Consider the following 21,415-nt stretch of genomic DNA (forward strand, 5'->3'; position numbering starts at 1 on the left):
CCGGCGCGATCCTCAACTGCGGTACAGCGCCGGCCAGGTCTTCTTCAGCGCATCCAGCTTGGGCATGTCGTAGCGGCGGATGTAGCCGTTGGTCGGGTTTCGCCGCAGGAAGTCCTGGTGGTAGCTCTCGGCCGGATAGAAGGCGCCGGTCTCGATCTTCGTCGCCACCGGCCTGGGATAGACCCCCGCCTTGGCGATCGCGGCGATGTAGGTGGCGGCGATCTGTCGCTGCGCGTCGTTCTGCGCGAACACCGCCGAGCGGTAGCTGGGGCCGACGTCGGGGAACTGGCGGTTCACCTGCGTCGGGTCGTGCCCGACCGAGAAGAACACCTTGAGCAGCGTACCGTAGCTGACCTTGGCGGGGTCGTAGACGATGCGCACCGCTTCGGCATGGCCGGTCTTCTCGGTGGAGACGGCGCCGTAGGTCGCGTCCTTCCGCGCACCGCCGGCATAGCCCGCGGTCACCGATTTCACGCCGCGCACATGTTCGAACAGGCCCTCGATACCCCAGAAGCATCCGCCCGCGAGGACGGCGACCTGGTCTCCGGCGGATGCCTTCTCGGCGGGCGGGGCGGGGAAGGCGGCGGCGTTGGCGGGCGTTTCGGGCCAGGAGGCGAGGCCCATGGCGGCAAGGCCGAGCGCGGCGGCGGTGGCAAGGAGGGGCAGGGGACGGATCGACATGGGAAGCTCTCCGGGTTTCCCAGTACATGGGGAGGGAACTGGCGCAGCGCCAGAGGGCGTCGCGCCGGCCGGGCCGGGGGGGCCTACAGCGTCAGCAGGATCGCGCGGCGGGTATCGCCCTTCCAGCCCAGCGTGGCTTCGAGCAGGGCGATCGAAACGGCGCAGCGCGCGGAATCCGGGCCCTTGCCCTGCATGGCCTGCGCGACCTCGGACTTGGAAAGCCCGGTCGCCGCGACCACCCTGGCGACGAGCGCGCCGGGGACGCTGGCGGTGGTCGGGCCGGAATGCGCGGGCGGGCCGAGTAGTCCGCGTTGGGCGAAGGACGCGGCAAGCTCGCGCTCGCGTGTGCGCACGGCCCCCGGCACCAGGACGCCGGCGGGCAGCTGGCCGGTGTTGAGGTAGAGCAGGCAGGTGGCCGTGTCCTTAACCCGCGCCGCCTTCAGCAGGTCGAGGCGCAGGCGCATGGTGCGGTCGAAGTCGTCACCCGTGGTTGCCCTGCCGTTGAGGTAGATCCGCTGGCGCACGAACTCGGCGGCGCGACTGGCGGCTCCTGCCTTGCCCTCGCCCGACTGGACGGCAGTGCGGCTCAGGTTCTCTATGGCGACCGAGAGCTCGGGGTCCTGTCGCCGCAGCCATCCGGGATCGTGTCCCGCGCCGAAGGTTTCGGCGACGGCGGCGAATTCCGACCTGTCGGTGACGATCGGAGGCCGGTCGGGCCGGGGCGCGGGCTCGGCGAGACTGAACAGGAAGCCGAGGAGCGCCAGTCCCAGCACGGCGATCACAGCCGTGGGCCACGCGCTGCCCCCTTCCCACGAGGCTATGCGGTCGGCGTTCAGATGCCCTTCCAGCTCGGGGAAGCGCCTGCGGATGCCGGCAAGCAGTTGCCTCACGTCGGCGCCGTTGACGCTCAGCGCGCGCAGAGGGCCGGCTTTTCCGGTTCGGCTGAGTTCGGTCCAGGCCTTGTGGAAGCGGTGGCCGGGCCGCTGCACGTTCGCATGGAAGCGATAGGCGCGCAGGTGCGTCCCGAGGTAGGCGACGGCGGGCCGAGCGTCGACCTTGTCCCATTCCCTGTCCCACGCGAAGACTTTGCTGGCCTCCTCGGCCAGCGGCGCGCTGCGGGGCCAGGCATCGACGAAGAGGTCGAGCAGCCAGGCCTCCATCTCGTCCTGCCGGGTCACGTCGGATTGGTAGACCGTGCCCAGCACCGCGCCGAGGACCGCGAGGGCGCGGGCCTCCTCGCCTGCGTCCATCGCCGCCACCCCGGCGGGCCCGCTGGAATCGAGCATGGCGGAGAGCCGGGCGAACGGCGATTCCAGCGCGTCCTGGCCGATCGTGCCGGCCCTGCCGTGATCCTCGAGCAGCGGCGCGCCAAGGCGCGGCGTGGCCGCGGGGAGGACGGCATGGCCGGGACCGTCGCCGGTGGCGGACAGGTCCGGCGAAATGCGGCCGAGCAGGGCGCCGGACGCTTCCGGCAGGATGGAGAGTGCAGGGTCGCCCTCGCCTTCGCCGGTCAGATCCGGGGCGGCGAAACGCCAGCGCGGCGGGGCTTCATCCTCGAGCGGTCCAACCGAGGCCCGTTCCTCGACCTCGGGTTCCTCGTCCAGCGGCGGGGGCGTCATGCCCTTGGCGATCCGCAGTGCCAGGTCACGCGCCTGTCGCAGGTCGGCATAGCCTTCGACGTCGGCGTCGAGATCCATGGTCTTGATCCGCGCGGCGTAGGCGCTGCGGATGGCGCGGGCATCGCCGGTCGGGGCGATGCCGAGCGCGGACCACGGGAACTCGCTCACGCCGGGGCTGTCACAGCGGGCTGGCGCTGTCGATTTCGTCGAGGCGCGTGCTGAGGAAGCTGCGCGCGTCGGCGATGCGGCGCGGGTCCTGCGTGTTCAGCGCGCCCGCGAACTCGGTGATCCAGTGGCCGATCGCCTGCCGCAGCTCGCCGATGTGCTCCTCGTATGCACGTTCCGCGCGGGCCATCAGGGCGACGTGGCCGGCCTCCTCGCGCGGGTGGTGCTTGAGCGCGGCCAGCGCGGCGCGGCGCCTGTCGATGTCCTTGCGGTCCGGCCGGTCCTCCTCGTCGACGATGACGAGGCTGTGGCTCTGGCCGCTGGCGGGGACGTGGACGTCGACTTCCAGCAGGCCCGAGCTGTCGTAGGAGAAGCGCACCTCCGCGCTGACCTCGCCCGCCGGGCGGGGCGGGACCGGGACGACGATCTGGCCCAGCTTGACGTTGCCCGAAACCTCACGCGCCTCGCCCTGGTAGATCCCGAACTCGATCTGCTTCTGCCCGTCGCCCATGGTCGAGTAGCTGTTGACGCGGCTGACCGGAACCGGCGTGTTGCGCTCGATGATCGGCGAGAACAATCCGCGCTGGAGGCCGCCGAAGCGGTCCTGCTCGGCCACTTCGATACCCAGCGTGAAGGGGCAGACGTCGGTGATGCGGATCTCGTCGAGCGCGGCGTCGCGGCCGACCAGCCCGGCCTGGATCGAGGCGCCCAGAGCGACCGCGTGGTCGGGATGGACCGAGGAATTGGGGAAGCGGCCGAACAGGCGGGTGATGGCCTTGCGCACCACGGGCATGCGCGTGGCGCCGCCGACCAGCACCACGTCGGACAGCTCCGCCGCCTCGATCGCACTGTCGCGAAGCGCGCGCACGACGGGCTCGCGCAGGCGGCGGACGAGGGGTTCGACGGCGGCTTCGAACTCAGCCTCGGTGACGGTCGTGGCGAGGCGGGTTTCCTCGACAGTCAGCGCGAATTCGGCCTCGTTCGCGGTGCTGAGCGCACGGCGGCAGGTTTCGGCGGCGCGCTTCAGCAGGGCGTCGCGGCGCTCGTCGGGCAGCTTGGCCAGCAGGCCCTCGGGATCGAGGCGCGGCCTCGCGAAAGCGGCGAGGGCATCGTCGAAGTCGTCCCCGCCGAGCCGGTTGTCGCCCGCCGAGGCGCGGACCTCGACGATGCCGTCGAACATCTCCACCACCGAAACGTCGAAGGTGCCGCCGCCGAGGTCGAACACCAGGAACGGCTCGCGGTCGCCCTTGTCCTGCAGCCCGAAGGCGAGCGCGGCGGCGGTCGGCTCGTTGATGAGGCGGCGCACGGTGAGGCCCGCCAGTTCGCCCGCGCGGCGCGTGGCCTTGCGCTGGCGGTCATTGAAGTAGGCGGGGACGGTGATGACCGCCTCGGTCGGCTTCTCGCCGGTCAGCGCCGCGACATCGCGCACCAGCGCGCCGAGCACGATGGCGGAGATGTCCTCGGGCTTGTACTCCCGGCCGCCGAGGCGCGCGGTGCGCTGGGTGCCGATCAGGCGCTTGAAGCTGGTGGCGGTGTCCTGCGGATGGGCGGCCATGCGGTCGAGCGCGGGCGTGCCGACCCAGACCTGCCCTTGCCTGTCGATGCCGACGGCCGAGGGGGTCAGCAGCTCGCCCAGGGCATTGGGCACCAGCTCGGCCGCGCCGCCGCGCCAGATGGCGACGGCGCTGTTGGTGGTGCCGAGGTCGATGCCGATCAGCATGAGGCTACGCAAGACTTTTGGGGAACCACGATCGTCCTCGACTGCACCGGCGCTGGGAGCGGTGAGTAGCGGCATCGCGGGGCGGGGGTAAAGGGTGAATTGGGCGGCACGGGGCCGGCGTCGCTCACCCCCGCGTGGTGCGGCGCACGATCAGGCCGGGGGGCATCGCGAGGCTGTCGGCAGCCTCGCCCTCGATCTTCGCCTTGAGCTTCTCGACCATGACGCGGGCGCCCTCGGCGATTTCCTGGCGGATGGTGGTGAGGGGCGGCATAGTCTGCGCGGCCATCGGCAGGTCGTCGAAGCCGACCACCTGGGTGTCGTCGGGGACGGCGCGGCCGGTCTCGTAGAGGACGCGCAGCGCGGACATGGCTATGAGGTCCGAGGCGCAGACGAAGCCATCGAAGTCGATGTCGGGCAGGGCCAGCGCGGCCTTGATCTGCGGGCCCATCTCGGCGCTCGCGAGATTGACCGGGATGTGCGCGAGCGGCAGGCCCGCGGCCTTCGCCGCCGCGGCGGCGCCGCGGTGGCGCATGGCGATCTCGATGCCGGTGGTGTCGCCGAGGAAGGCGATGCGCCTGGCGCCGCTGGCGATCAGGTGCTCGGCGCCCAGTCGTCCGCCGATCTCGTTGTCGGTGCCGACGACGCAGTGGACCTGGCCCTCGCGGTAGTTGCCCCAGGCAACCAGCGGGCGATAGTACGCGGCGACCTGGTCGATCACCTCCGACTGGTCCGACTGGCCGATCACCAGGACGCCGTCGACCATCCCCGAACCGGTGATGCGCTCCAGCCAGTCCGCGGTACCGTCGGGGATCGCGCGGCTGAGCATGAGGTCGTAGCCGCTCTCGGTCAACTGGTCCGCCAGGTGGCCGAGCAGGGTGAGGAAGAACGGATCCGAAATGCTCTGGCGCTTTTCATGGCCGAGCGGGATGACGACACCGATCACGCCGGTGCGCCGCGAACGCAGCTTGCTCGCCATCTGGTTGGGGCGGAAGCCGTAGTGCCGGGCGAGGGCCTGGATGCGGTCGCGGGTCTCGGCATTGACGAGCGCCTTGCCGGCCAGAGCGCGCGACACGGTGCCGGCGGACACACCGGCCACACGCGCCAGATCGGCAAGGGTGCGCACTTCCACAGACGGCCTGGACACCTCCAGGCCTTCGTTCCCGTCGCTGCTGTCGCCCATCCCTGCCACCATGGGCGCGAGCCTTAACACCCTGATCGCCTTGCCGGAAGGGACTAGTTCAGGCGGTGGCAGAGTTTTGCAGAGGAGGTGAACCTGCGTTAACAAACAGGGTTGCGATTGCACCCGCCAGCATCAGCATGCCTGCAAATATCAGGGCATTTCGGGCATCGCCATCGAGGATCGGATGGTAGATGAGCGGCATCGTCAGGTTCTCGAACAGCATGGGAATGACGATGAACATGTTGAAGATGCCCATGTAGATGCCGTTGCGCGCCGGCGGGATCGAATCGGCGAGCATGACATAGGTGTTTCCCATCATGCCCGCCCAGCCCAGCCCGATACCCACCATGAGCACCGCGAGATGCGGCAGCGTTCCCGCCGAAGGAACCGCCATCATCGCCAGGCCCGAGGCGGCAAGGCAGGCGACATGGACCGCGCGCGCGCCCAGTCGGCGCACCAGCGGAATCAGCGCCAGCGCCGCCACGAAGGCCACCGCGTTGTAAATAGCGCCCAGCTGCTGCGCGGTTAGCGCCGCATCACGGAACGCCTCGGTCGTCGTGTCGGCCGTGCCATGGAGCGAGCGCGACAGGGCGAAGGCGATGTATTGCCAGTACGCCATCATCGCATACCACTGGCACAGCATCGCCAGCGCCAGCTGGCGCATCGGGCGCGGCATCTCGGCGATGGCGGAACGGATTTCGCGCAAGGTCGCGCGAGGAGTGAGCGGGTCGCCGGAGATCAGGACGCGCTGTCCCGGCGAGAGCGGGAGTTCCGGTACGCGCGTGATCGAATAGAGGATCGTCGAGATCGACAGAACCGCCCCGACGATGAAAGCCCAGCGCACGATTTCCGGGATGCCGCTCGGCCCCAGCAGGTGCCGGTCGACGATGCTGGCGAGCAGCGAGGGCGCCAGATAGGAAAGGGTATGCGCGAGGCCGGTGAAAGCGCTCTGCGTCAGGAAGCCGACCGCGCGCTGGTCCGGCGCGAGCCGGTCGGCGACATAGGCGCGGTACGGCTCCATGGTCACGTTGTTGCCCGCGTCGAGCAGCCACAGCAGGCCTGCCGCCATCCACAGCGCCGAGGAATTGGGCATCAGCAGCAGCGCCGCCGAGCAGAGCACCGCGCCGACGAGGAAGTACGGGGTGCGCCGCCCCATGGGCGAGAGGGTCCGGTCGCTCATCGCGCCGACGAGCGGCTGGATCAGCAACCCGGTTATCGGTCCGGCTAACCACAACAGCGGCATGATCGCCTCGCTCGCGCCGAGATAGGCGTAGATCGGTCCCATGTTCGCCTGCTGCAGGCCGAAGCTGAACTGCAGCCCGAAGAAGCCGATGTTCATCTCGACGATGCGCGGCAGGGAAAGTCTCGGCCGGGTGCCTTCGGGCATGGACGCCTTTCATGTGGCTTCGGCCAGCATCGTTACCGGGAAATTAGGCAGTCGCACAGGCCGCGTTTCATAAGAATCGATTGCATGTCCTGTACTTAGGGATCGTCCTGAGGGATTTTGCATAGAGATCCGACCGTGAGCCGGACTGCCACCCTCGGCAGTTCAAAGGGTTGCGTGTTTTTCGTTTACAACGAATTTCAAACGATTGTACGTCCACGCCCGATGAATTTTCCGTCCGTTCTTCCCGAGTCTCCGGTTTCCCTGAAATGGTCGTCGGCGGACATCGCTGGGCTGGCTGACGGGAGGTTTTCACGCGCGCCTGTGTTCACCGCGGGCGACGTGCGGCGCTTGGCGCGCGACCTCGACGTGTGGGATGCCTGGCCGCTCGCCTGCGGGAGGGGCATGCCGCTGCGCTGGCGCGGCGGCGAGCTGTGGTTCGCGCTCGCCGCGCCGGCGCTGGACGATCCGGAGGGTCGCCACGACCTTGCGCGCATTCACCACTTCCATCGTTTCGAGGGCGACTTCATTCACCTCGGCGCGACATTTGCCGACGGCTTCACGCCCGGCAGCCGCGAATGGTCGGGCTCGGCGCTTTACGACGATGGGGTGGTCACGCTCTACTTCACCGCCGCCGGCATGCGCGGGGAGGCTGCGGCGACGTTCCGGCAGCGGCTCTTCGCCGCTACCACCCGGCTGGCCGAAGATGGCGAAGAAGCCGTGTTCACCGGGTGGTCCGAGCCGGTCGAACTGGCCGTCCCCGCCGACGTCATCTACATGAGCCGCCACGATGCGACCGGGCAGGTCGGTGAGATCAAGGCGTTCCGCGATCCCGCCACCTGGCGCACCGGAGAAGGCGGGGAATATCTCCTGTTCACGGCCTCCTCCGCGCGCCATCTCGGCCGCTACAACGGCGTCATCGGCTGCGCCCGGCGCGGGCCGGACGGTAGGTTCGAGAAACTGCCGCCGCTGATCGACGCATCGGGCCTCAACAACGAGCTGGAACGCCCGCATGTCGTCGCTTACGGCGGGCTGGTATACCTGTTCTGGTCCACTCAGGCGCGGGTCTTCGCGCCCGGCGTTTCCGCTCCCACGGGGCTCTACGGCGCCGTCGCCGAGCGGATCGAGGGGCCCTGGACCCTCCTCAACGGCCACGGCCTCGTCTTCGCCAATCCCGAAACCGAGCCGTTCCAGGCCTATAGCTGGTGGGTGCTGCCCGACCTTTCGGTCACCAGCTTCGTCGATTACTGGGGCCTTGCCGACGCGCAGGCGCGCGAAAAACCGGCCGGGCGGACGCATTTCGGCGGAACCTTCGCCCCCTTCGTGCAGTTGCGTCTCGATGGCGAGAGCGCCGCGTTGAAGGACGGGTGAGCGACATGCACAAGCTGGCGGGCATCGAACTGGGCGGGACCAAGACGGTGGTCGTGCTGGGCGCGCCGGGCCGGATCGACGAGCGGCTCGAATTTCCCACCACCACGCCGACCGAAACGCTCGACCGTGCGATCGACGCGGTCCAGGGCTGGCGTGACGACAAGCCGGTCGATGCGGTCGGCATCGCCAGCTTCGGGCCAGTGCGCGTTTCTCGCGAGGCATCGGACCACGGCTTCATGCTGGATACCCCCAAGCCCGGCTGGAGCGGGGCGGCGGTGTCCGGCCCGGTCGCGGCGGCGCTGGGCTGCCCGGTCGCCATCGACACCGACGTCAACGGCGCCGCGCTGGCTGAGCATCGCTTCGGCGCCGGGCAGGGGTGCGAGAGCCTCGTCTACCTCACCATCGGCACCGGGCTTGGCGGCGGCGTGCTCATCGGCGGCGAGCCGGCGCACGGGCTTCTCCACCCCGAGATCGGCCACGTCCGCCTGCGCCGCGCAGCCGGCGACGACTTCGACGGCGCCTGCCCGTTCCACGCCGATTGCATCGAGGGTTTGATAGCCGGCCCCGCGCTCGCGGCGCGGCTGGGCACGCATCCCTCGCGTGCGCGGCCCGACGACCCGGTGTGGGAGCGGGCCGCACAGGATCTTGCCGAACTGTTCGCCATGCTGATGCTGACCGTCTCGCCGCAGCGGATTGTCGTGGGCGGCGGGGTTTCCGCAGGCCAGCCGCAGCTCCTGCCGATGGCGGTGGCGAGGGTGCCCGCGCTGCTGGGCGGTTACCTGCGCGATTGCACGCCCGAAAAGCTGGCGGACATGATCGTGCCGCCGCTGCTGGGGGACGATGCAGGGCCGATGGGCGCTCTCGTGCTTGCCGCCCGCGCGCTCGAGGATCGCACCGCCGCCGTCAGGATTGCCGCCGGCGTCTGAGGCCACTAGGCTCGCCCCACGCGCACCAGACGCGGGGGAGAGCGAGCGATGACCACGGCCGAAGCGGCGATCGACCCGGGGCGCCCGATCATCGACCCGCACCTGCATTTCTGGCACATCCGCTCCGGCCCCAATCCCGAGCCGCAGCGCTTCCTGTTCGACGAGGCCGTGGCGGCGATCCGGGAGAGCGGCCACACGATAACGCACAGCGTCCATGTCGAGTGCGGGCAGATGTACCGCGCGGAAGGCCCGCCGGAACTGCGCAGCCTGGGCGAGACCGAGTTCGTCAACGGCATCGCCGCGATGAGCGCCAGCGGCGGCTACGGCCCCGCGCGCCTCGGCCACCGGATCGTCGGTAGCGTGGACCTGACGCTGGGCGCTCGGCTGCGCGATGTGCTGGAAGCCCACATCGCGGCCGCAGGCCCGCGCTTTCGCGGCATCCGCATGGAAACCGCGTGGAGCGGGGAGGGGCTGTTCGGCTACCCTTGCGATCCCGCGCGCCGCGGCGTGATGACGCGCGCCGCCTTCGTCGAGGGCGCCCGCGCGCTGGCGGCGCTGGACCTCAGCCTCGACGTCTGGTGCCTCCATACCCAGCTCGGCGAGCTTGCCGCGCTGGCGGATGCGGTGCCGGACCTGGCGATCGTGCTCGACCATCTCGGTACGCCCGAATGCAGCGGTTCGTGGGCCGCGCGGCCGGCGGAGGCCTTTGCGCAGTGGTCGGGCGCGATCCGCGACCTGGCGCTGAGGCCGAACGTGCGGCTGAAGGTCGGCGGCATGGGCATGAACGTCGCCGGCACGCTCGCCGCGAACGACGGGCCGGGCACGGGCAAGACCCTCGCGAACGAGTGGCAGGCGCGGGTGGACACGGCGATCGCGGCCTTCACTCCGGCCCGCGCGATGTTCGAAAGCAACTTCCCGCCCGACCGCTGCGCCGCCAGCTACGGCGCGACCTGGAACGCCTTCAAGCACCTCGCCGCCGGGTACTCCGAGGAGGAGAAGGATCGCCTTTTCCGGGGCACGGCGGCGCAGGTCTATCGGATTCAAGTCCCATTGGGGGACGGGTGACCCTACCGTCCGCTGTCCTGTGCCGCCCGCGCGGCGTCGGCCATGTCGGGCAGGGCGCAGGCCGCCAGGTACTCGGCGCGCAGCGTACGGACCAGATCCGCGACCGACGGCACCTCGTGGATGAGGCCAATACCTTGCCCGCCGCTCCAGATGTCGCGCCAGGGCGTGCGATCCGGCGGCAGGTGGTCGGTCGAGCGTCCCTCTGGAATGAACAGCGCATCGGGATCGAGCCCGGCCTCCCGCAGCGAGGCCTTGAGCCACATCGCCGGCAGGCCGTTGACGCCGCGCGTGTAGATCACGTCCTCCACCCCGCCGGCGACCAGCATCGCCTTGTAGGCGTCGGGCGCCCCGGCCTCGCGCGTGGCGATGAAGCGGGTGCCCATGTAGGCGAGGTCGGCGCCCAGCAGTTCGGCCGCGCGGATCGCCGCGCCGGTGGTCACCGCGCCTGCCATGACCACGGTGCCGCCGAACAGCGCGCGGATCTGCGGAATGAAGGCGAGGTGGCTGATCGTGCCCGAGTGGCCGCCGCCGCCCGCGCCGATGGCGATCATGCCGTCGACGCCGGCCTGCGCCGCCTTCTCGGCGAAGCGCAAATTGGTGACGTCGTGGAAGTGCAGCAGGCCATGGTCGCGGATCATCGGCCCGACCGCCACCGGGTTGCCCACCGAGGTGACGACGATGCTCGCTCCGTACGCCGTGGCGGCGGCGAGATGCTCGCGAAAGAGCGCGGCGTCCATCGTCGGCGCGAGGTTGACGGCGAGCGGGCCGGGAAGGGCGCCGTGCCCCTCGTCCGCCCATGCCGCCAGCGTTTCGCGCACCTCGCGCAGCTGAGCGACGAATCCCTCGAGGTCGCGGCAGTGGTTGGCGGTGAGCGAGCCGACGATGCCCGCCTTGCAGCTCGCAGCCGCCAGCGCGGGCGTCGAGCACAGGAACATCGGCGCGCAGAATACGGGCAGCGTGAGCCTGTCGCGGATCGATGCGGCGAGTGCCATGGCCGGTCCCTTCCCTTCGCAGCGCACCTGCGGCCGCCGTCTCGTGGGGATAGGCATCGGCATCAGGCCAAGGCAATCGCCGCGGCGACAACATCGCGGAGGCGGGCCGACCGAAACAACTTGCGCAACCTTGAACTAATATTGCGCGTTATCGGCGTTGTGTTACAAGCGCCGCGAATCGATTTTACCCATGCCGCCGCTCTTCGGGTCGCACCAGAGCGGGCGCAGCATGGCTGTCATGATCCCATCCGATACCGGATAAATTCCTCGGACGGATGGGTGCATATCACTGGCGCAGGCCTATATGGTCACAACGCTGCAGTCCCGACGCAGAAGCGGGACAAGGGCAAAACATAAATCGACGATCGCGGAGAATGTATGAGCGCAGGCGAACTGTCCGTCCCCGGCAAGGCCCGGACCTCCAGGAAGCGGGGGGCGCAGGCCGCCACCGCGTTGCAGGGGGCGATCGTCGAACATCTCTGCGGTGCGCTTCTTCCCGGTGAAAATGCCGATACGGGGGACGGGACCGGCGGCTGGGTAGACGAAGCCGCGCGCTTCGTGCTCGCCGCCGCACAGGTCCGCGCTCCGGGCGAGCCGGTGATCGAACTCGCCTCCGCCAGCGAGGAACGGCGCCTGCTGCGCATCGCGCTGGTCAACGACGACATGCCGTTCCTGGTCGATTCGGTCGCGGCGGCGGTGGCCGATGCGGGGCTGGTCATAGACCGGCTGGTCCACCCCGTCGTCCCCGTCCAGCGCGACGCCAAGGGCAAGCTCGTCGGCTTGCCCGAAGAGTTCGCCGAAGCCACGGGCCGCGAATCGATGATCTACATCGAGACCGCGCGCGTCGATGCCCGCCAGCGCCGCGACCTGCTGCGCTCGCTCGAAACCACGCTGGCCGAAGTGCGCGCCGCCGTCGCCGACTGGCCGAAGATGGTCGAGGCGATGCGCGCCGATGCCGAACACGTGGGCGACGCGGAAGGCGCCGAACTGCTGCGCTGGTTCGCGGGCGGCATGCTGACCCAGCTCGGCCACGTCACCCGCGGCCGCGACGGCAGCCGGACCGACTGCCTCGGCGTCTGCCGGCTTGACGAGGAGGACGTGCTCTCTGACGCCAGCTACCTGCGCGCCTTCGCGGCGTTCGACGCCCAACTGGCGAGCGGCCCGGTCCACGCGCCGATGGCGATCAAGGCCAACCGCATCGCCAAGGTCCACCGCCGCGTCCCGCTCGACCTGTTCCTCGTCCCGGTGATCGAGGGCGGGAAGGTGACGGCGCTCTCCGTCCACGCAGGGATGTGGACCAGTGCTGCGCTCGCCGCCACGCCCGACCGCGTACCGCGCCTGCGCGGGCAGCTTGCCGCGTTCTCGCAGCGGCTGGAACTCGACCCCACCGGCCACACCGGCAAGGCGCTTGCCCACGCGCTCACCAGCCTGCCGCACGACCTGGTGATGGGGCTCGGCGAGGCCGACGTCGAGCGGCTGGCTATGACCATGACCGGCCTCGTCGATCGCCCGCGCCCGCGCGTGCTGATCGCGCGTTCGCCGCTGATGCGCCATATCTTCGCCTTCGTGTGGCTGCCGCGCGACATGCTCTCCACGCAGGTCCAGCGCCGCATCCAGGCGATGATCGAGGACGCGGCCGACGCCCCGACGCTCGACTGGAGCCTGCAGGTGGAAGCGGGCAACCTCGCCATGCTGCGCTACACGCTCGACGTGCGCGAGGGGAACCACGAGCCGTCCGAGGCCGATCTCGACCACGAGCTGCAGGTCATGCTGCGCGGCTGGACCGAGGCGGTCGAGGTGGCGCTGGCGGCCACGCTGGAGCCGGGCCGCGCCGCCGCCGTCGCCGGGCGCTACGCCGAGGCGTTCCCGATGGGCTATCGCAGCGACTACGGCGCCGCCGAAGCCGCGCTCGACATCACCCACATGCGCCGCATCGCCGTGGGCGAGGCCGCCGAGGCCGGCGCCAACCACCGCGACGTACGCCTCTACTCGCGCGAAGGCGACGCGGCGGGCCAGCTGCGGCTCAAGGTCTACCAGTCGGAGGGCGGGCTGCCCCTGTCCGATGCCGTCCCGGGGCTGGAGAACTTCGGCTTCCGCGTCCTCGCCGAAATCCCCACTCCGCTGGAGAAGGGGAAGCTGGGCACGATCCACGACTTCACGCTCGAGCTGGGCGCGGGGCGTCCCGCCCACGAGGTGCTCGAACTGGCGCCGATGATCGAGGACGCGATGCGCTGCGTCCTCAACGGCGCGGCCGAGAACGACGCCTTCAACCGTCTCGTCCCGGGGCTGGGCCTCACCAGCACGCAGGCCAACTGGCTGCGCGCCTGGTATCGCTACCTGCGGCAGGCGGGCACGCACCTAGGCATTCCCACCGTAGTCGACGCGCTGCAGGGTGCGCCGGCGGTGACACTTGCGATCGTCGACCTGTTCCGCTCCCTGCACGATCCCGCGTTCGAGGGCGACCGCGCCGCGGCGCGCAAGGATGCCGAGGAAGCGATCCGCACCGGCCTCGCGGGTGTGAGCGCGCTCAACGACGACCGCCTGCTGCGCGGCTTCCGCGACATCGTGCTCGCCATGCTACGTACCAATGCCTTCGCCCCGGCGGGCGCCGTGGCATTGGCCTTCAAGTTCGATTCCGCGCTCGTCCCCGGCCTCCCCAAGCCGGTGCCGTGGCGTGAGATCTTCGTCTATTCGCCGCGCGTCGAGGGCATCCACTTGCGCGCCGGTCCCATCGCGCGCGGCGGCCTGCGCTGGTCCGACCGCCGCGACGACTTCCGCGTCGAGGTGCTCGGCCTGATGAAGGCGCAGCGCGTCAAGAACGCGGTGATCGTGCCGACCGGCGCCAAGGGCGGCTTCTACCCCAAACAATTGCCCGACCCCGCGCGCGACCGCGCCGCATGGGCGGCCGAGGGACAGGCCAGCTACGAGGTCTTCGTCGATACGCTGCTGTCGATCACCGACAACATCGTCGCCGACAAGGTCGTCCATCCCGACGGCGTGGTGGTGCTGGACGGTGAGGATCCATACTTCGTGGTCGCCGCCGACAAGGGCACCGCGAAGTTCTCCGACGTCGCCAACGGCATCGCCGAAGCGCGCGCATTCTGGCTCGACGACGCCTTCGCCAGCGGCGGCTCCAACGGCTACGACCACAAGGCGATGGGCATCACCGCCAAGGGCGCGTGGCTTTCGGTGCAGCGCCACTTCCTCGAACTCGGCGTCGACGTGCAGGCCGATCCGGTCCGCGTGGTCGGCTGCGGCGATATGTCGGGCGACGTGTTCGGCAACGGCATGCTGCTGTCGAAGTCGCTGAAACTGGTCGCCGCGTTCGACCACCGCCACATCTTCCTCGATCCCGACCCGGACCAGGCGAAGAGCTGGGAGGAACGCCAGCGGCTGTTCGACCTGCCGGTCTCCAGCTGGGACGACTACGACAAGGCGCTGATCTCCAAGGGCGGCGGCGTGTTCCCGCGCAAGCTCAAGTCGATCCCGCTGAGCGACGAGATCCGCGCGGTGCTCGGCATCGACGCGAAGGAGATCGACCCGGATTCGCTCATCACCGCGATCCTGAGCGCGCCGGTCGACCTGCTGTGGTTCGGCGGCATCGGCACGTACGTAAAGGCATCGGCCGAGAACAACGTGCAGGTGGGCGACCCCACCAACGACGCCCTGCGCGTCAGTGGCAACGAGGTGCGCGCGCGCGTCATTGGCGAGGGCGCGAACCTCGGCGTCACGCAGGCCGGGCGCATCGAGTTCGCCGAAAAAGGTAACGAGGGTCGGGGCGGGCGCATCAACGCCGACTTCATCGACAATTCGGCGGGCGTCGACTGCTCGGACAACGAGGTCAACATCAAGATCGCCCTCGCCGCCGCGAAGCGCGCAGGGAAACTGACCGAGCCCAAGCGCGTCGAGCTGCTGCGCTCGATGACCGACGACGTCGCCGCGCTGGTGCTGGAGGATAACCGCCTCCAGGCGCTCGCGCTATCGATCGCCGAGCGGGGCGGGGCGCAAGTCATGCCCTCGCAGATCCGCCTGATCGAGACGCTGGAGGAAGGCGGCCATCTCGACCGCCGCACCGAGGGGCTGGCCGACAACGACGTGCTGGCGCGCCGCGCGCAGGACGGGCGGGGGCTGACCCGGCCCGAGCTGGCGGTGCTGCTCTCCAGCGGCAAGCTGGTGCTGCAGGCGGCAATCGAGGACAGCGACCTGCCCTCCGATCCCAGCCTCACCGACCTGCTCGTCGCCGCCTTCCCGGAGGCGATGCGCAAGAAGTTCGCGCGCTTCATCAAGGGCCACCGGCTGGCGCGCGAGATCATCGCCACCAAGCTCGCCAACCGCATCGTCAACCGCCTCGGCATCGTCACGCCATTCGAACTGGCCGAGGAGGAAGGCGCGCACCTCGCGCAGATCGCCGCCGCCTTCGCGCTGGCCGACCGGCTGTTCGGGCTCGACGCGCTGTGGGAGCGGCTCGAGGTCGCGCCCATGGCCGAGCCCGCGCGCGTGGCGCTGTTCGACATGGTCGCCAACGCGGTGCGCGGCCACATGGCCGACCTGCTGCGCGCGGGCGCGGGCCGCATCGCCCCGTCCGAACTCGCCGCCAAGCTGGAGAAGGGCATCGGCGCGCTCTCGACCGATACGGTCGAGCTGCTGGGCGAGCGGACCCTGGCGCACTCGCGCAAGCTGCGCGCCGGTCTCACCGAACTCGGTGCGCCCGATGACGTCGCGGCCGAGGTGGGTAACCTGTTCGATCTCGACGGCGCGGTGGGCATCGCCGCGCTGGCGGCCGAGACCGGCATCGCCCCGCGCCGGCTGGTCAATGCCTTCACCCGCGTCGGCGCCGGCCTCGGCCTCGACTGGGCGCAGGCGAGCGCGGCGATGATGAGCCCGTCCGACCCGTGGGAGCGCCTGCTCGTCGCGGGCCTGGCGCGCGATTTCCAGCAGATGCGCCTCGACTTCCTGCGCGGCCTCGCGCGCACCAAGGCCGGCAAGAACGATCCCCTCGCCGCGACCGAGGCCTGGGGCCGCGACCACGTCGCTGCGATCAACGCCTTCCGCGCCATCGTCCACCGCGCCGAGCACGCGGTGGCGGTGACCCCGGCGATGCTGGCGCAGATCGCCAGCCAGGCGCGGAACCTGCTGGGGCGGTAGTGCCGCCGGGTTGGTAATGCCATTACGTCGTCCCCGGCTCGACCGGGGACCGCTGGCCAATCTTCAGGCACGGCCTTGCCGAGAGATCGCACGGAGTCCGCTCCGTGCAGACCGGACCAAAACCCCGTCGTCCCCGCGCAGGCGGGGATCCGGCTTGTTCTTCTGGCGTCGCGCACAAGAAGCGGGGCCCCCGCCTTCGCGGGGGCGACGGAGAAATTGCCGGCAGGCGGCGCGGCGTGGCCAGCGGTCCCCGCGTTCGCGGGGACGACGGATTAGTTCAGCGGCACTGCGCGCTGTTCCTTCACCGTCTCCAGCACGATGATCGATTTCACGTCGCGCACCCCCGGAATGCGCAGCAGCGTGCGCAGCGTGATCTGCGACAGGTGCTCGACGTTGCGCGCCATCACCCGCACGAGGTAGTCCATGTCGCCGGTCACCGCGTGGCAGGCGATGACGTGCGGGTTGTCGGCGATGGCCTGTTCGAAGCGGGCGATGTTCTCGTCGACGTGGGCGACGAGGTTGATCAGCACGTAGGCCTCCAGTTCGAAGCCCAGCTTGCGCGGGTCGAGCACCGGCGCGTAGCCGCGGATGATCCCTTCGTCCTCCAACCGCTTGATCCGGCGGCTGACCGGGGTGGCGGAGAGCGACACGCGCTCGGCGACTTGCGCGACGGGCATGCGCGCGTCGTCCTGGAGCGCAGCGATGATCCCGCGGTCGAATTCATCCATCTGCACGGATCACCTCAAATAGGGTTTATGCTTGGCGGATTCCTCCAATAGCAGATTTGAGGGCGGCGACAATCGCACGGAACTGACGCGGCCCCTGTGGTATTGTCCATGAATGAAGAAGCCCGCCACGCAGACCTCCTCCAGCGGCCTTCGGGGAGAGTACGAAGGCGCTGCCGACGACTACACCGTGGGGCAGGACTGGGATGCCTATACCCCCGAAATGCACGAACGCTGGCGCCGCCTGTTCGCGCGCCAATCTGAGCTCGTGCGCACCCACGCCTGCGCCTCGTTCCGCGAAGGTCTGGCGCGGCTCGACTGTGCGGACGCCATCCCCCGCTTCGAGGATGCCAACGTCATCCTGGGCGCGGCGACGGGCTGGCAGCTGGTCTGCGTTCCCGGCTTCATCCCCGATGCGGTGTTCTTCGACCATCTCGCTCACCGCCGCTTCCCGGTCACCCGCTGGCTGCGCGAGGAGCACGAGCTGGATTATCTCGTCGAGCCCGACATCTTCCACGATTTCTTCGGCCATGTGCCGATGCTGCTCGACCCCGCGATCGCCGATTTCCTCGAACTCTACGGCAAGGCCGGGGAGCGCGCGATGGCAATGGACGCGCTGGACATGCTGGCGCGCATCTACTGGTACACGATCGAGTTCGGACTCGTGCGCGAGGATGGCGGTCTGAAGGTGTTCGGCGCCGGCATCATCTCTTCCTCAGGCGAGACGCGCTATTCCATCAAGGACCGCGATGTCCTGCGCCTGCCGTTCGACCCGGTGCGGGTGATGCGCACGGGCTACATGATCGACAGTTTCCAGAAGACCTATTTCGTCCTCGAAAGCCTGCCGCAGCTGATCGAGGCGCTCGTCGGGCTCGACTTCGGGCCCGTCTACGAAACCTGGCGCCACGATGCGCCGCTGCCCGCCGGCGAGACGCTGCCGGGCGAGACCCCCGTGACCGGAGCAAGTGCATGACCGACCTTTTCGACAATCCCATCGGCCTCGACGGTTTCGAGTTCGTGGAATTCTCCGCGCCGGAAAAGGGCGTGCTCGAGCCGGTCTTCACCGCGATGGGCTTCAGCCTGATCGCCCGCCACCGCTCCAAGGACGTGGAACTGTGGCGTCAGGGCTCGATCAACTTCATCACCAACTACGAACCGCACAGCCCGGCCTGGTTCTTCAGTCGCGAGCATGGCCCCTCGGCCTGCGGCATGGGCTTCCGCGTGCATGATGCGCGCGCCGCCTATGCCGAACTGCTCGCCCGCTCGGCCGAGCCGGTGCAGGTCGCGACCGGCCCGATGGAACTGCATCTTCCCGGCATCCGCGGCATCGGCAACTCGATCATCTACCTGATCGACCGCTACGAGCGAGATGGTGACGGTGCGCTGTCGATCTACGACATCGACTTCGAATACCTGCCGGGCGTCGATCGCCACCCCGTCGGCGCCGGCTTCGCGCTGATCGACCACCTGACCCACAACGTCTATGGCGGCCGCATGGCCTACTGGGCGGACTACTACGAGAAGCTCTTCAACTTCCGCGAAATCCGCTACTTCGACATCAAGGGCGAATACACCGGCCTCACCTCCAAGGCGCTCACCGCGCCGGACGGCAAGATCCGCATCCCGCTCAACGAGGAAGCCGACGGCGGCAAGGGCCAGATCGACGAGTTCCTGCGCGCCTTCAACGGTGAGGGCATCCAGCACATCGCTCTCATCTGCGATGACCTTGTCGCCGCGTGGGACCGCCTGAAAGCGCTCGGCGTGCCGTTCATGACCGCGCCGCCCGAGACCTATTACGAGATGCTCGCCGAGCGCCTGCCCGGCCACGGCGAACCTGCCGACGAGCTTCAGGCGCGCGGTATCCTGCTGGATGGCACGACGGGCGAGGGCCAGCCCCGCCTGCTACTCCAGATCTTCGCCGAGGCCAGGGTCGGGCCGGTGTTCTTCGAATTCATCCAGCGCAAGGGCGACGACGGCTTCGGTAACGGCAACTTCAAGGCGCTGTTCGAGAGCATGGAACGCGACCAGGTCCGCCGCGGCGTGTTGAAAGTATCCGAACCGGCGGAGTGAGGGAGCTGAACGCACTCTCGCGCGGCACGGAGTTTTTTTTATTTTTAGGCGAGGACCCTCAGGCCGCCACCAGCATATCGCGCAGGTGCGTGAGGCTCGGCAGCACCTTCACCACCACGCTTTCCTGCTCTTCCATCGCGGGGAGCAGGTCGGGAACCATGATGGTCGCGATGCCCGCCGCCACCGAGGAGCGCACGCCCGCATAGCTGTCCTCCACCGCCACGCAGTCCGCCGGGTCGACGCCGAGGCGCTGCGCGGCGAGCAGGTAGGGTTCGGGGTGCGGCTTGGCATGGGTCACGTCGCTGCGCGTCACCACCACGTCGAAGTAGTCCAGCAGCCCCGCCTGCGCGAGCCGCGCCTGCGCCTTGCCGCCCATGGTCGAGGTGCAGAGCGCCAGCGCCACGCCGGTGTCGCGGAAGTGGTCGAGGATGAGCCGGGCACCCGGGCGTAGGGGCAGCCCGGCATCGACCGCCGCCTCGAACAGCACGTCGGAATCTTCGTAGAACTGCGCCAGCGGGAAGTCCGGGCCGAGCTTTTCGGCGAGCATGAGCTGGTTGAGATCTCGCGAGATGCCCACCATGCCATCGAGGATGTCGTGCCCCAGCGGCCAGCCCAGCGCCTCGCCGGTCGCCTCGAAGGCGCGGTGCTGCGCGGCTTCGGTGTCGAGCAGGGTGCCATCCATGTCGAAGATGACGGCGCGGATCGGTTCGGGGAGGACGGGGGTGCGGACGGGAGGGGAGACGGTGGCCATTGTCTCTATATGCAGGGAAGTTGTGGAGGGACCATTGCAAAACGCGAAAGCCCGGTTGCGTTCTGGCGTCGTCCCCGGTCGGCCGGGACGACGTCAGAACTCAGCGCGGTCCAGTTCCGCCAGCCCCAGTTCTACGCAGAGCGAGGCCCGCGCATCGAGGCAGGCGCGCCAGAGGGAGGGGTCGGACAGGTCGTCGACGGCGATTCGTTCGGGCCACAGCCGAGCGACCAGCGCCTCGATGCGGCCGAGCTTCTCCGGCGTCGCCATGAAGCGCGGGTCGATGGTCGCAGGGTCGGCCACCACGCGCAGGCGCAGGCAGGCAGGGCCGCCGCCGTTGGCCATGGACTCGCGCAGGTCGTGGACGAAAAGGTGGCGGATCGGACCGTTGCCGGCGACGTGCGCCTCCAGCCAGCGCCAGACGGAGGGCGTCTCGCGCGCTTCCTGCGGCAGGACCAGCGCCATTGCGCCCGAGGGCAGCGTGACCAGCTGGGCGTTGAACAGGTACGAGGCGATGGCGTCGGCGAGGCTGACGGAGGCTGCGGGGACTTCGACGATCTCGACCTCTGGCAGCTTGGCGCGCAGTTCGGCGTAGAAGCCCTCGCGGTCGGCGAAGGCGAGTTCGTGCGTGAACAGTACCCGCTCGTTCGCCACGGCGACGACGTCGTTGTGGAACGCCCCAGCCGCGATCGCCTCGTCGGACTGGCGCGCGAACACGGTGCGCTCGGGCGAGAGGCCGTGGATGCGTGCGACCGCCTCGCTCGCCTCGCGGTGCTGGCGCGCGGGGAAGGGGCCGCCCGTGACGCCGTAGACGAAGACTTCGACGCCCGGCGCGCCGTGGCCTGCGCACAGCCGCATGTGGTTGGCCGCGCCCTCGTCGCCGAAGGGAGCGGGGACCGGGGCGTGGACGGCGAAGTGCTCCGACGCGAAGGCGATCTGCAACTGCGCCAGCGTCTCGCGCCATTCGTGGCTGCGGTGGGGCATCGTCACGAGGTTGGCGACGGTCAGGTGGCAGCGCCCGTCGGCGGCGTCGGGCGCGGGCGACACGGTCGCGGCATTGGCGGCCCACATCGACGAGGCCGACAGCGCATTGGCGCGCAGCGTTGGGCTGGCGGCCTCGATCGTGGTGCCGAGCTGCCGCAGCCAGCCTTCGTCGGGGCGGCGCTGGGGCAGGAAGAACCCCTGCTGCAGTCCGCGCTCAAGGTTGGCGCGCATCTTGGCGAGCCCCTGAAGCGCCGCCGCACGGGGGGCGGAGACCTTGCCGAAGTTCCTGGCCGAGGCGAGATTGCCCAGGCTCAGCCCGGCGTAGTTGTGGCTGGGGCCGACGATGCCGTCGAAGTTGATCTCTTGGAGCATGGGGTGAGCCTAGCTTGGTGATTGCGCGCTGTCATGGGGTCACGCGGAGGCGCGGAGACGCGGAGAAGAGCAGGGGGATTGGCGCGCGGAGACGCAAAGATGACGTAGACTCCATGAATCCCGTCGTCCCCGCGTAGGCGGGGACCCCGCTTGTTCTTTGATGGCGCAAGGAAGCGGGGCCCCCGCCTTCGCGGGGGCGACGGGGTAGATTGATGGACCCGTCCTCCCGTCCTGAAGAGAGAGACTGCGGCGCGGGACGACATCTCTG

The 21,415-nt window shown here is 69.5% G+C and carries 15 protein-coding genes; 6 read left to right on the forward strand and 9 right to left on the reverse strand.

Annotated features, from left to right (window positions below; genetic code table 11):
• Positions 1 to 12: 12 nt before the first annotated feature.
• The 5 genes from msrA to AC07M9_RS02475 all read right to left on the reverse strand — a co-directional run bounded on the left by msrA (position 13) and on the right by AC07M9_RS02475 (position 6,752).
• A complete protein-coding gene (gene msrA / locus AC07M9_RS02455) occupies positions 13 to 681 on the reverse strand; it encodes a peptide-methionine (S)-S-oxide reductase MsrA (protein ID WP_494881029.1) in 669 nt (222 codons plus the stop codon).
• 83 nt (positions 682 to 764) lie between these two features.
• Positions 765 to 2,468 (reverse strand): hypothetical protein, encoded by a 1,704-nt coding sequence (locus AC07M9_RS02460; RefSeq protein ID WP_494881031.1) that lies wholly within the window; start codon positions 2,466 to 2,468, stop codon positions 765 to 767.
• Between the two features lie 10 nt (positions 2,469 to 2,478).
• Positions 2,479 to 4,185 carry an Hsp70 family protein gene (locus AC07M9_RS02465; RefSeq protein WP_494883872.1) on the reverse strand — a complete coding sequence of 569 codons (1,707 nt, stop codon included), beginning with the start codon at positions 4,183 to 4,185 and terminating at the stop codon, positions 2,479 to 2,481.
• 124 nt (positions 4,186 to 4,309) lie between these two features.
• Positions 4,310 to 5,365, reverse strand: a complete 1,056-nt coding sequence (locus AC07M9_RS02470; RefSeq protein ID WP_494883873.1) for a LacI family DNA-binding transcriptional regulator — start codon at positions 5,363 to 5,365, stop codon at positions 4,310 to 4,312.
• A 58-nt stretch (positions 5,366 to 5,423) separates the two neighbouring features.
• The gene (locus AC07M9_RS02475) at positions 5,424 to 6,752 is read right to left on the reverse strand and encodes an MFS transporter (protein ID WP_494881033.1); all 1,329 of its coding nucleotides are present in this window, start codon (positions 6,750 to 6,752) and stop codon (positions 5,424 to 5,426) included.
• Between the two features lie 222 nt (positions 6,753 to 6,974).
• On the opposite strand from AC07M9_RS02475, the gene AC07M9_RS02480 reads away from it, so the two are divergent.
• From AC07M9_RS02480 to AC07M9_RS02490, 3 genes are read left to right on the forward strand one after another with little or no spacing between them, the layout of a single operon-like run.
• On the forward strand, positions 6,975 to 8,120 hold the full coding sequence (locus AC07M9_RS02480) for a glycoside hydrolase family 68 protein (RefSeq protein WP_494881035.1): 1,146 nt from the start codon (positions 6,975 to 6,977) through the stop codon (positions 8,118 to 8,120).
• Between the two features lie 5 nt (positions 8,121 to 8,125).
• Positions 8,126 to 9,046 (forward strand): ROK family protein, encoded by a 921-nt coding sequence (locus AC07M9_RS02485; protein ID WP_494883874.1) that lies wholly within the window; start codon positions 8,126 to 8,128, stop codon positions 9,044 to 9,046.
• A 48-nt stretch (positions 9,047 to 9,094) separates the two neighbouring features.
• On the forward strand, positions 9,095 to 10,111 hold the full coding sequence (locus tag AC07M9_RS02490; RefSeq protein WP_494881037.1) for an amidohydrolase family protein: 1,017 nt from the start codon (positions 9,095 to 9,097) through the stop codon (positions 10,109 to 10,111).
• A 2-nt stretch (positions 10,112 to 10,113) separates the two neighbouring features.
• On the opposite strand, the gene AC07M9_RS02495 is transcribed toward AC07M9_RS02490, so the two are convergent.
• Positions 10,114 to 11,103 carry an NAD(P)H-dependent flavin oxidoreductase gene (locus tag AC07M9_RS02495; protein WP_494881039.1) on the reverse strand — a complete coding sequence of 330 codons (990 nt, stop codon included), beginning with the start codon at positions 11,101 to 11,103 and terminating at the stop codon, positions 10,114 to 10,116.
• 378 nt (positions 11,104 to 11,481) lie between these two features.
• Between AC07M9_RS02495 and AC07M9_RS02500 the strand changes: the two genes are divergently transcribed.
• Positions 11,482 to 16,248, forward strand: coding sequence for an NAD-glutamate dehydrogenase domain-containing protein (locus AC07M9_RS02500; protein WP_494881041.1), 4,767 nt, complete (start codon positions 11,482 to 11,484; stop codon positions 16,246 to 16,248).
• 272 nt (positions 16,249 to 16,520) lie between these two features.
• Here the strand turns inward: AC07M9_RS02500 and AC07M9_RS02505 are convergent, their stop codons facing one another.
• Positions 16,521 to 16,976, reverse strand: a complete 456-nt coding sequence (locus AC07M9_RS02505) for an Lrp/AsnC family transcriptional regulator (RefSeq protein WP_494881043.1) — start codon at positions 16,974 to 16,976, stop codon at positions 16,521 to 16,523.
• 112 nt (positions 16,977 to 17,088) lie between these two features.
• Between AC07M9_RS02505 and phhA the strand changes: the two genes are divergently transcribed.
• Both phhA and hppD read left to right on the forward strand, forming a co-directional pair.
• Positions 17,089 to 17,946, forward strand: coding sequence for a phenylalanine 4-monooxygenase (gene phhA, locus AC07M9_RS02510; RefSeq protein ID WP_494881044.1), 858 nt, complete (start codon positions 17,089 to 17,091; stop codon positions 17,944 to 17,946).
• A complete protein-coding gene (hppD, locus tag AC07M9_RS02515; RefSeq protein WP_494881046.1) occupies positions 17,943 to 19,043 on the forward strand; it encodes a 4-hydroxyphenylpyruvate dioxygenase in 1,101 nt (366 codons plus the stop codon). Before phhA ends, hppD begins: the two co-directional genes overlap by 4 nt.
• Positions 19,044 to 19,101: 58 nt before the next feature.
• Here hppD and AC07M9_RS02520 read toward each other — a convergent pair whose 3' ends face one another.
• Together AC07M9_RS02520 and AC07M9_RS02525 are read right to left on the reverse strand one after the other, a co-directional pair.
• A complete protein-coding gene (locus AC07M9_RS02520; RefSeq protein ID WP_494881048.1) occupies positions 19,102 to 19,794 on the reverse strand; it encodes an HAD family hydrolase in 693 nt (230 codons plus the stop codon).
• 93 nt (positions 19,795 to 19,887) lie between these two features.
• Positions 19,888 to 21,147 (reverse strand): N-succinylarginine dihydrolase, encoded by a 1,260-nt coding sequence (locus tag AC07M9_RS02525; protein ID WP_494881050.1) that lies wholly within the window; start codon positions 21,145 to 21,147, stop codon positions 19,888 to 19,890.
• Positions 21,148 to 21,415: the final 268 nt, after the last annotated feature.

Source organism: Novosphingobium sp. GW821-FHT09E05 (genome assembly GCF_059416165.1).

Excerpts from the sequence above, each read along its gene's own strand:
- msrA (WP_494881029.1), bottom strand. The coding sequence starts at position 681 with ATGTCGATCCGTCCCCTGCCCCTCCTTGCCACCGCCGCCGCGCTCGGC.
- AC07M9_RS02465 (WP_494883872.1), bottom strand. The coding sequence starts at position 4,185 with ATGCTGATCGGCATCGACCTCGGCACCACCAACAGCGCCGTCGCCATC.
- AC07M9_RS02470 (WP_494883873.1), bottom strand. The coding sequence starts at position 5,365 with ATGGGCGACAGCAGCGACGGGAACGAAGGCCTGGAGGTGTCCAGGCCG.
- AC07M9_RS02475 (WP_494881033.1), bottom strand. The coding sequence starts at position 6,752 with ATGCCCGAAGGCACCCGGCCGAGACTTTCCCTGCCGCGCATCGTCGAG.
- AC07M9_RS02480 (WP_494881035.1), top strand. The coding sequence starts at position 6,975 with ATGAATTTTCCGTCCGTTCTTCCCGAGTCTCCGGTTTCCCTGAAATGG.
- AC07M9_RS02485 (WP_494883874.1), top strand. The coding sequence starts at position 8,126 with ATGCACAAGCTGGCGGGCATCGAACTGGGCGGGACCAAGACGGTGGTC.
- AC07M9_RS02490 (WP_494881037.1), top strand. The coding sequence starts at position 9,095 with ATGACCACGGCCGAAGCGGCGATCGACCCGGGGCGCCCGATCATCGAC.
- AC07M9_RS02495 (WP_494881039.1), bottom strand. The coding sequence starts at position 11,103 with ATGGCACTCGCCGCATCGATCCGCGACAGGCTCACGCTGCCCGTATTC.
- AC07M9_RS02500 (WP_494881041.1), top strand. The coding sequence starts at position 11,482 with ATGAGCGCAGGCGAACTGTCCGTCCCCGGCAAGGCCCGGACCTCCAGG.
- AC07M9_RS02505 (WP_494881043.1), bottom strand. The coding sequence starts at position 16,976 with ATGGATGAATTCGACCGCGGGATCATCGCTGCGCTCCAGGACGACGCG.
- phhA (WP_494881044.1), top strand. The coding sequence starts at position 17,089 with ATGAAGAAGCCCGCCACGCAGACCTCCTCCAGCGGCCTTCGGGGAGAG.
- hppD (WP_494881046.1), top strand. The coding sequence starts at position 17,943 with ATGACCGACCTTTTCGACAATCCCATCGGCCTCGACGGTTTCGAGTTC.
- AC07M9_RS02520 (WP_494881048.1), bottom strand. The coding sequence starts at position 19,794 with ATGGCCACCGTCTCCCCTCCCGTCCGCACCCCCGTCCTCCCCGAACCG.
- AC07M9_RS02525 (WP_494881050.1), bottom strand. The coding sequence starts at position 21,147 with ATGCTCCAAGAGATCAACTTCGACGGCATCGTCGGCCCCAGCCACAAC.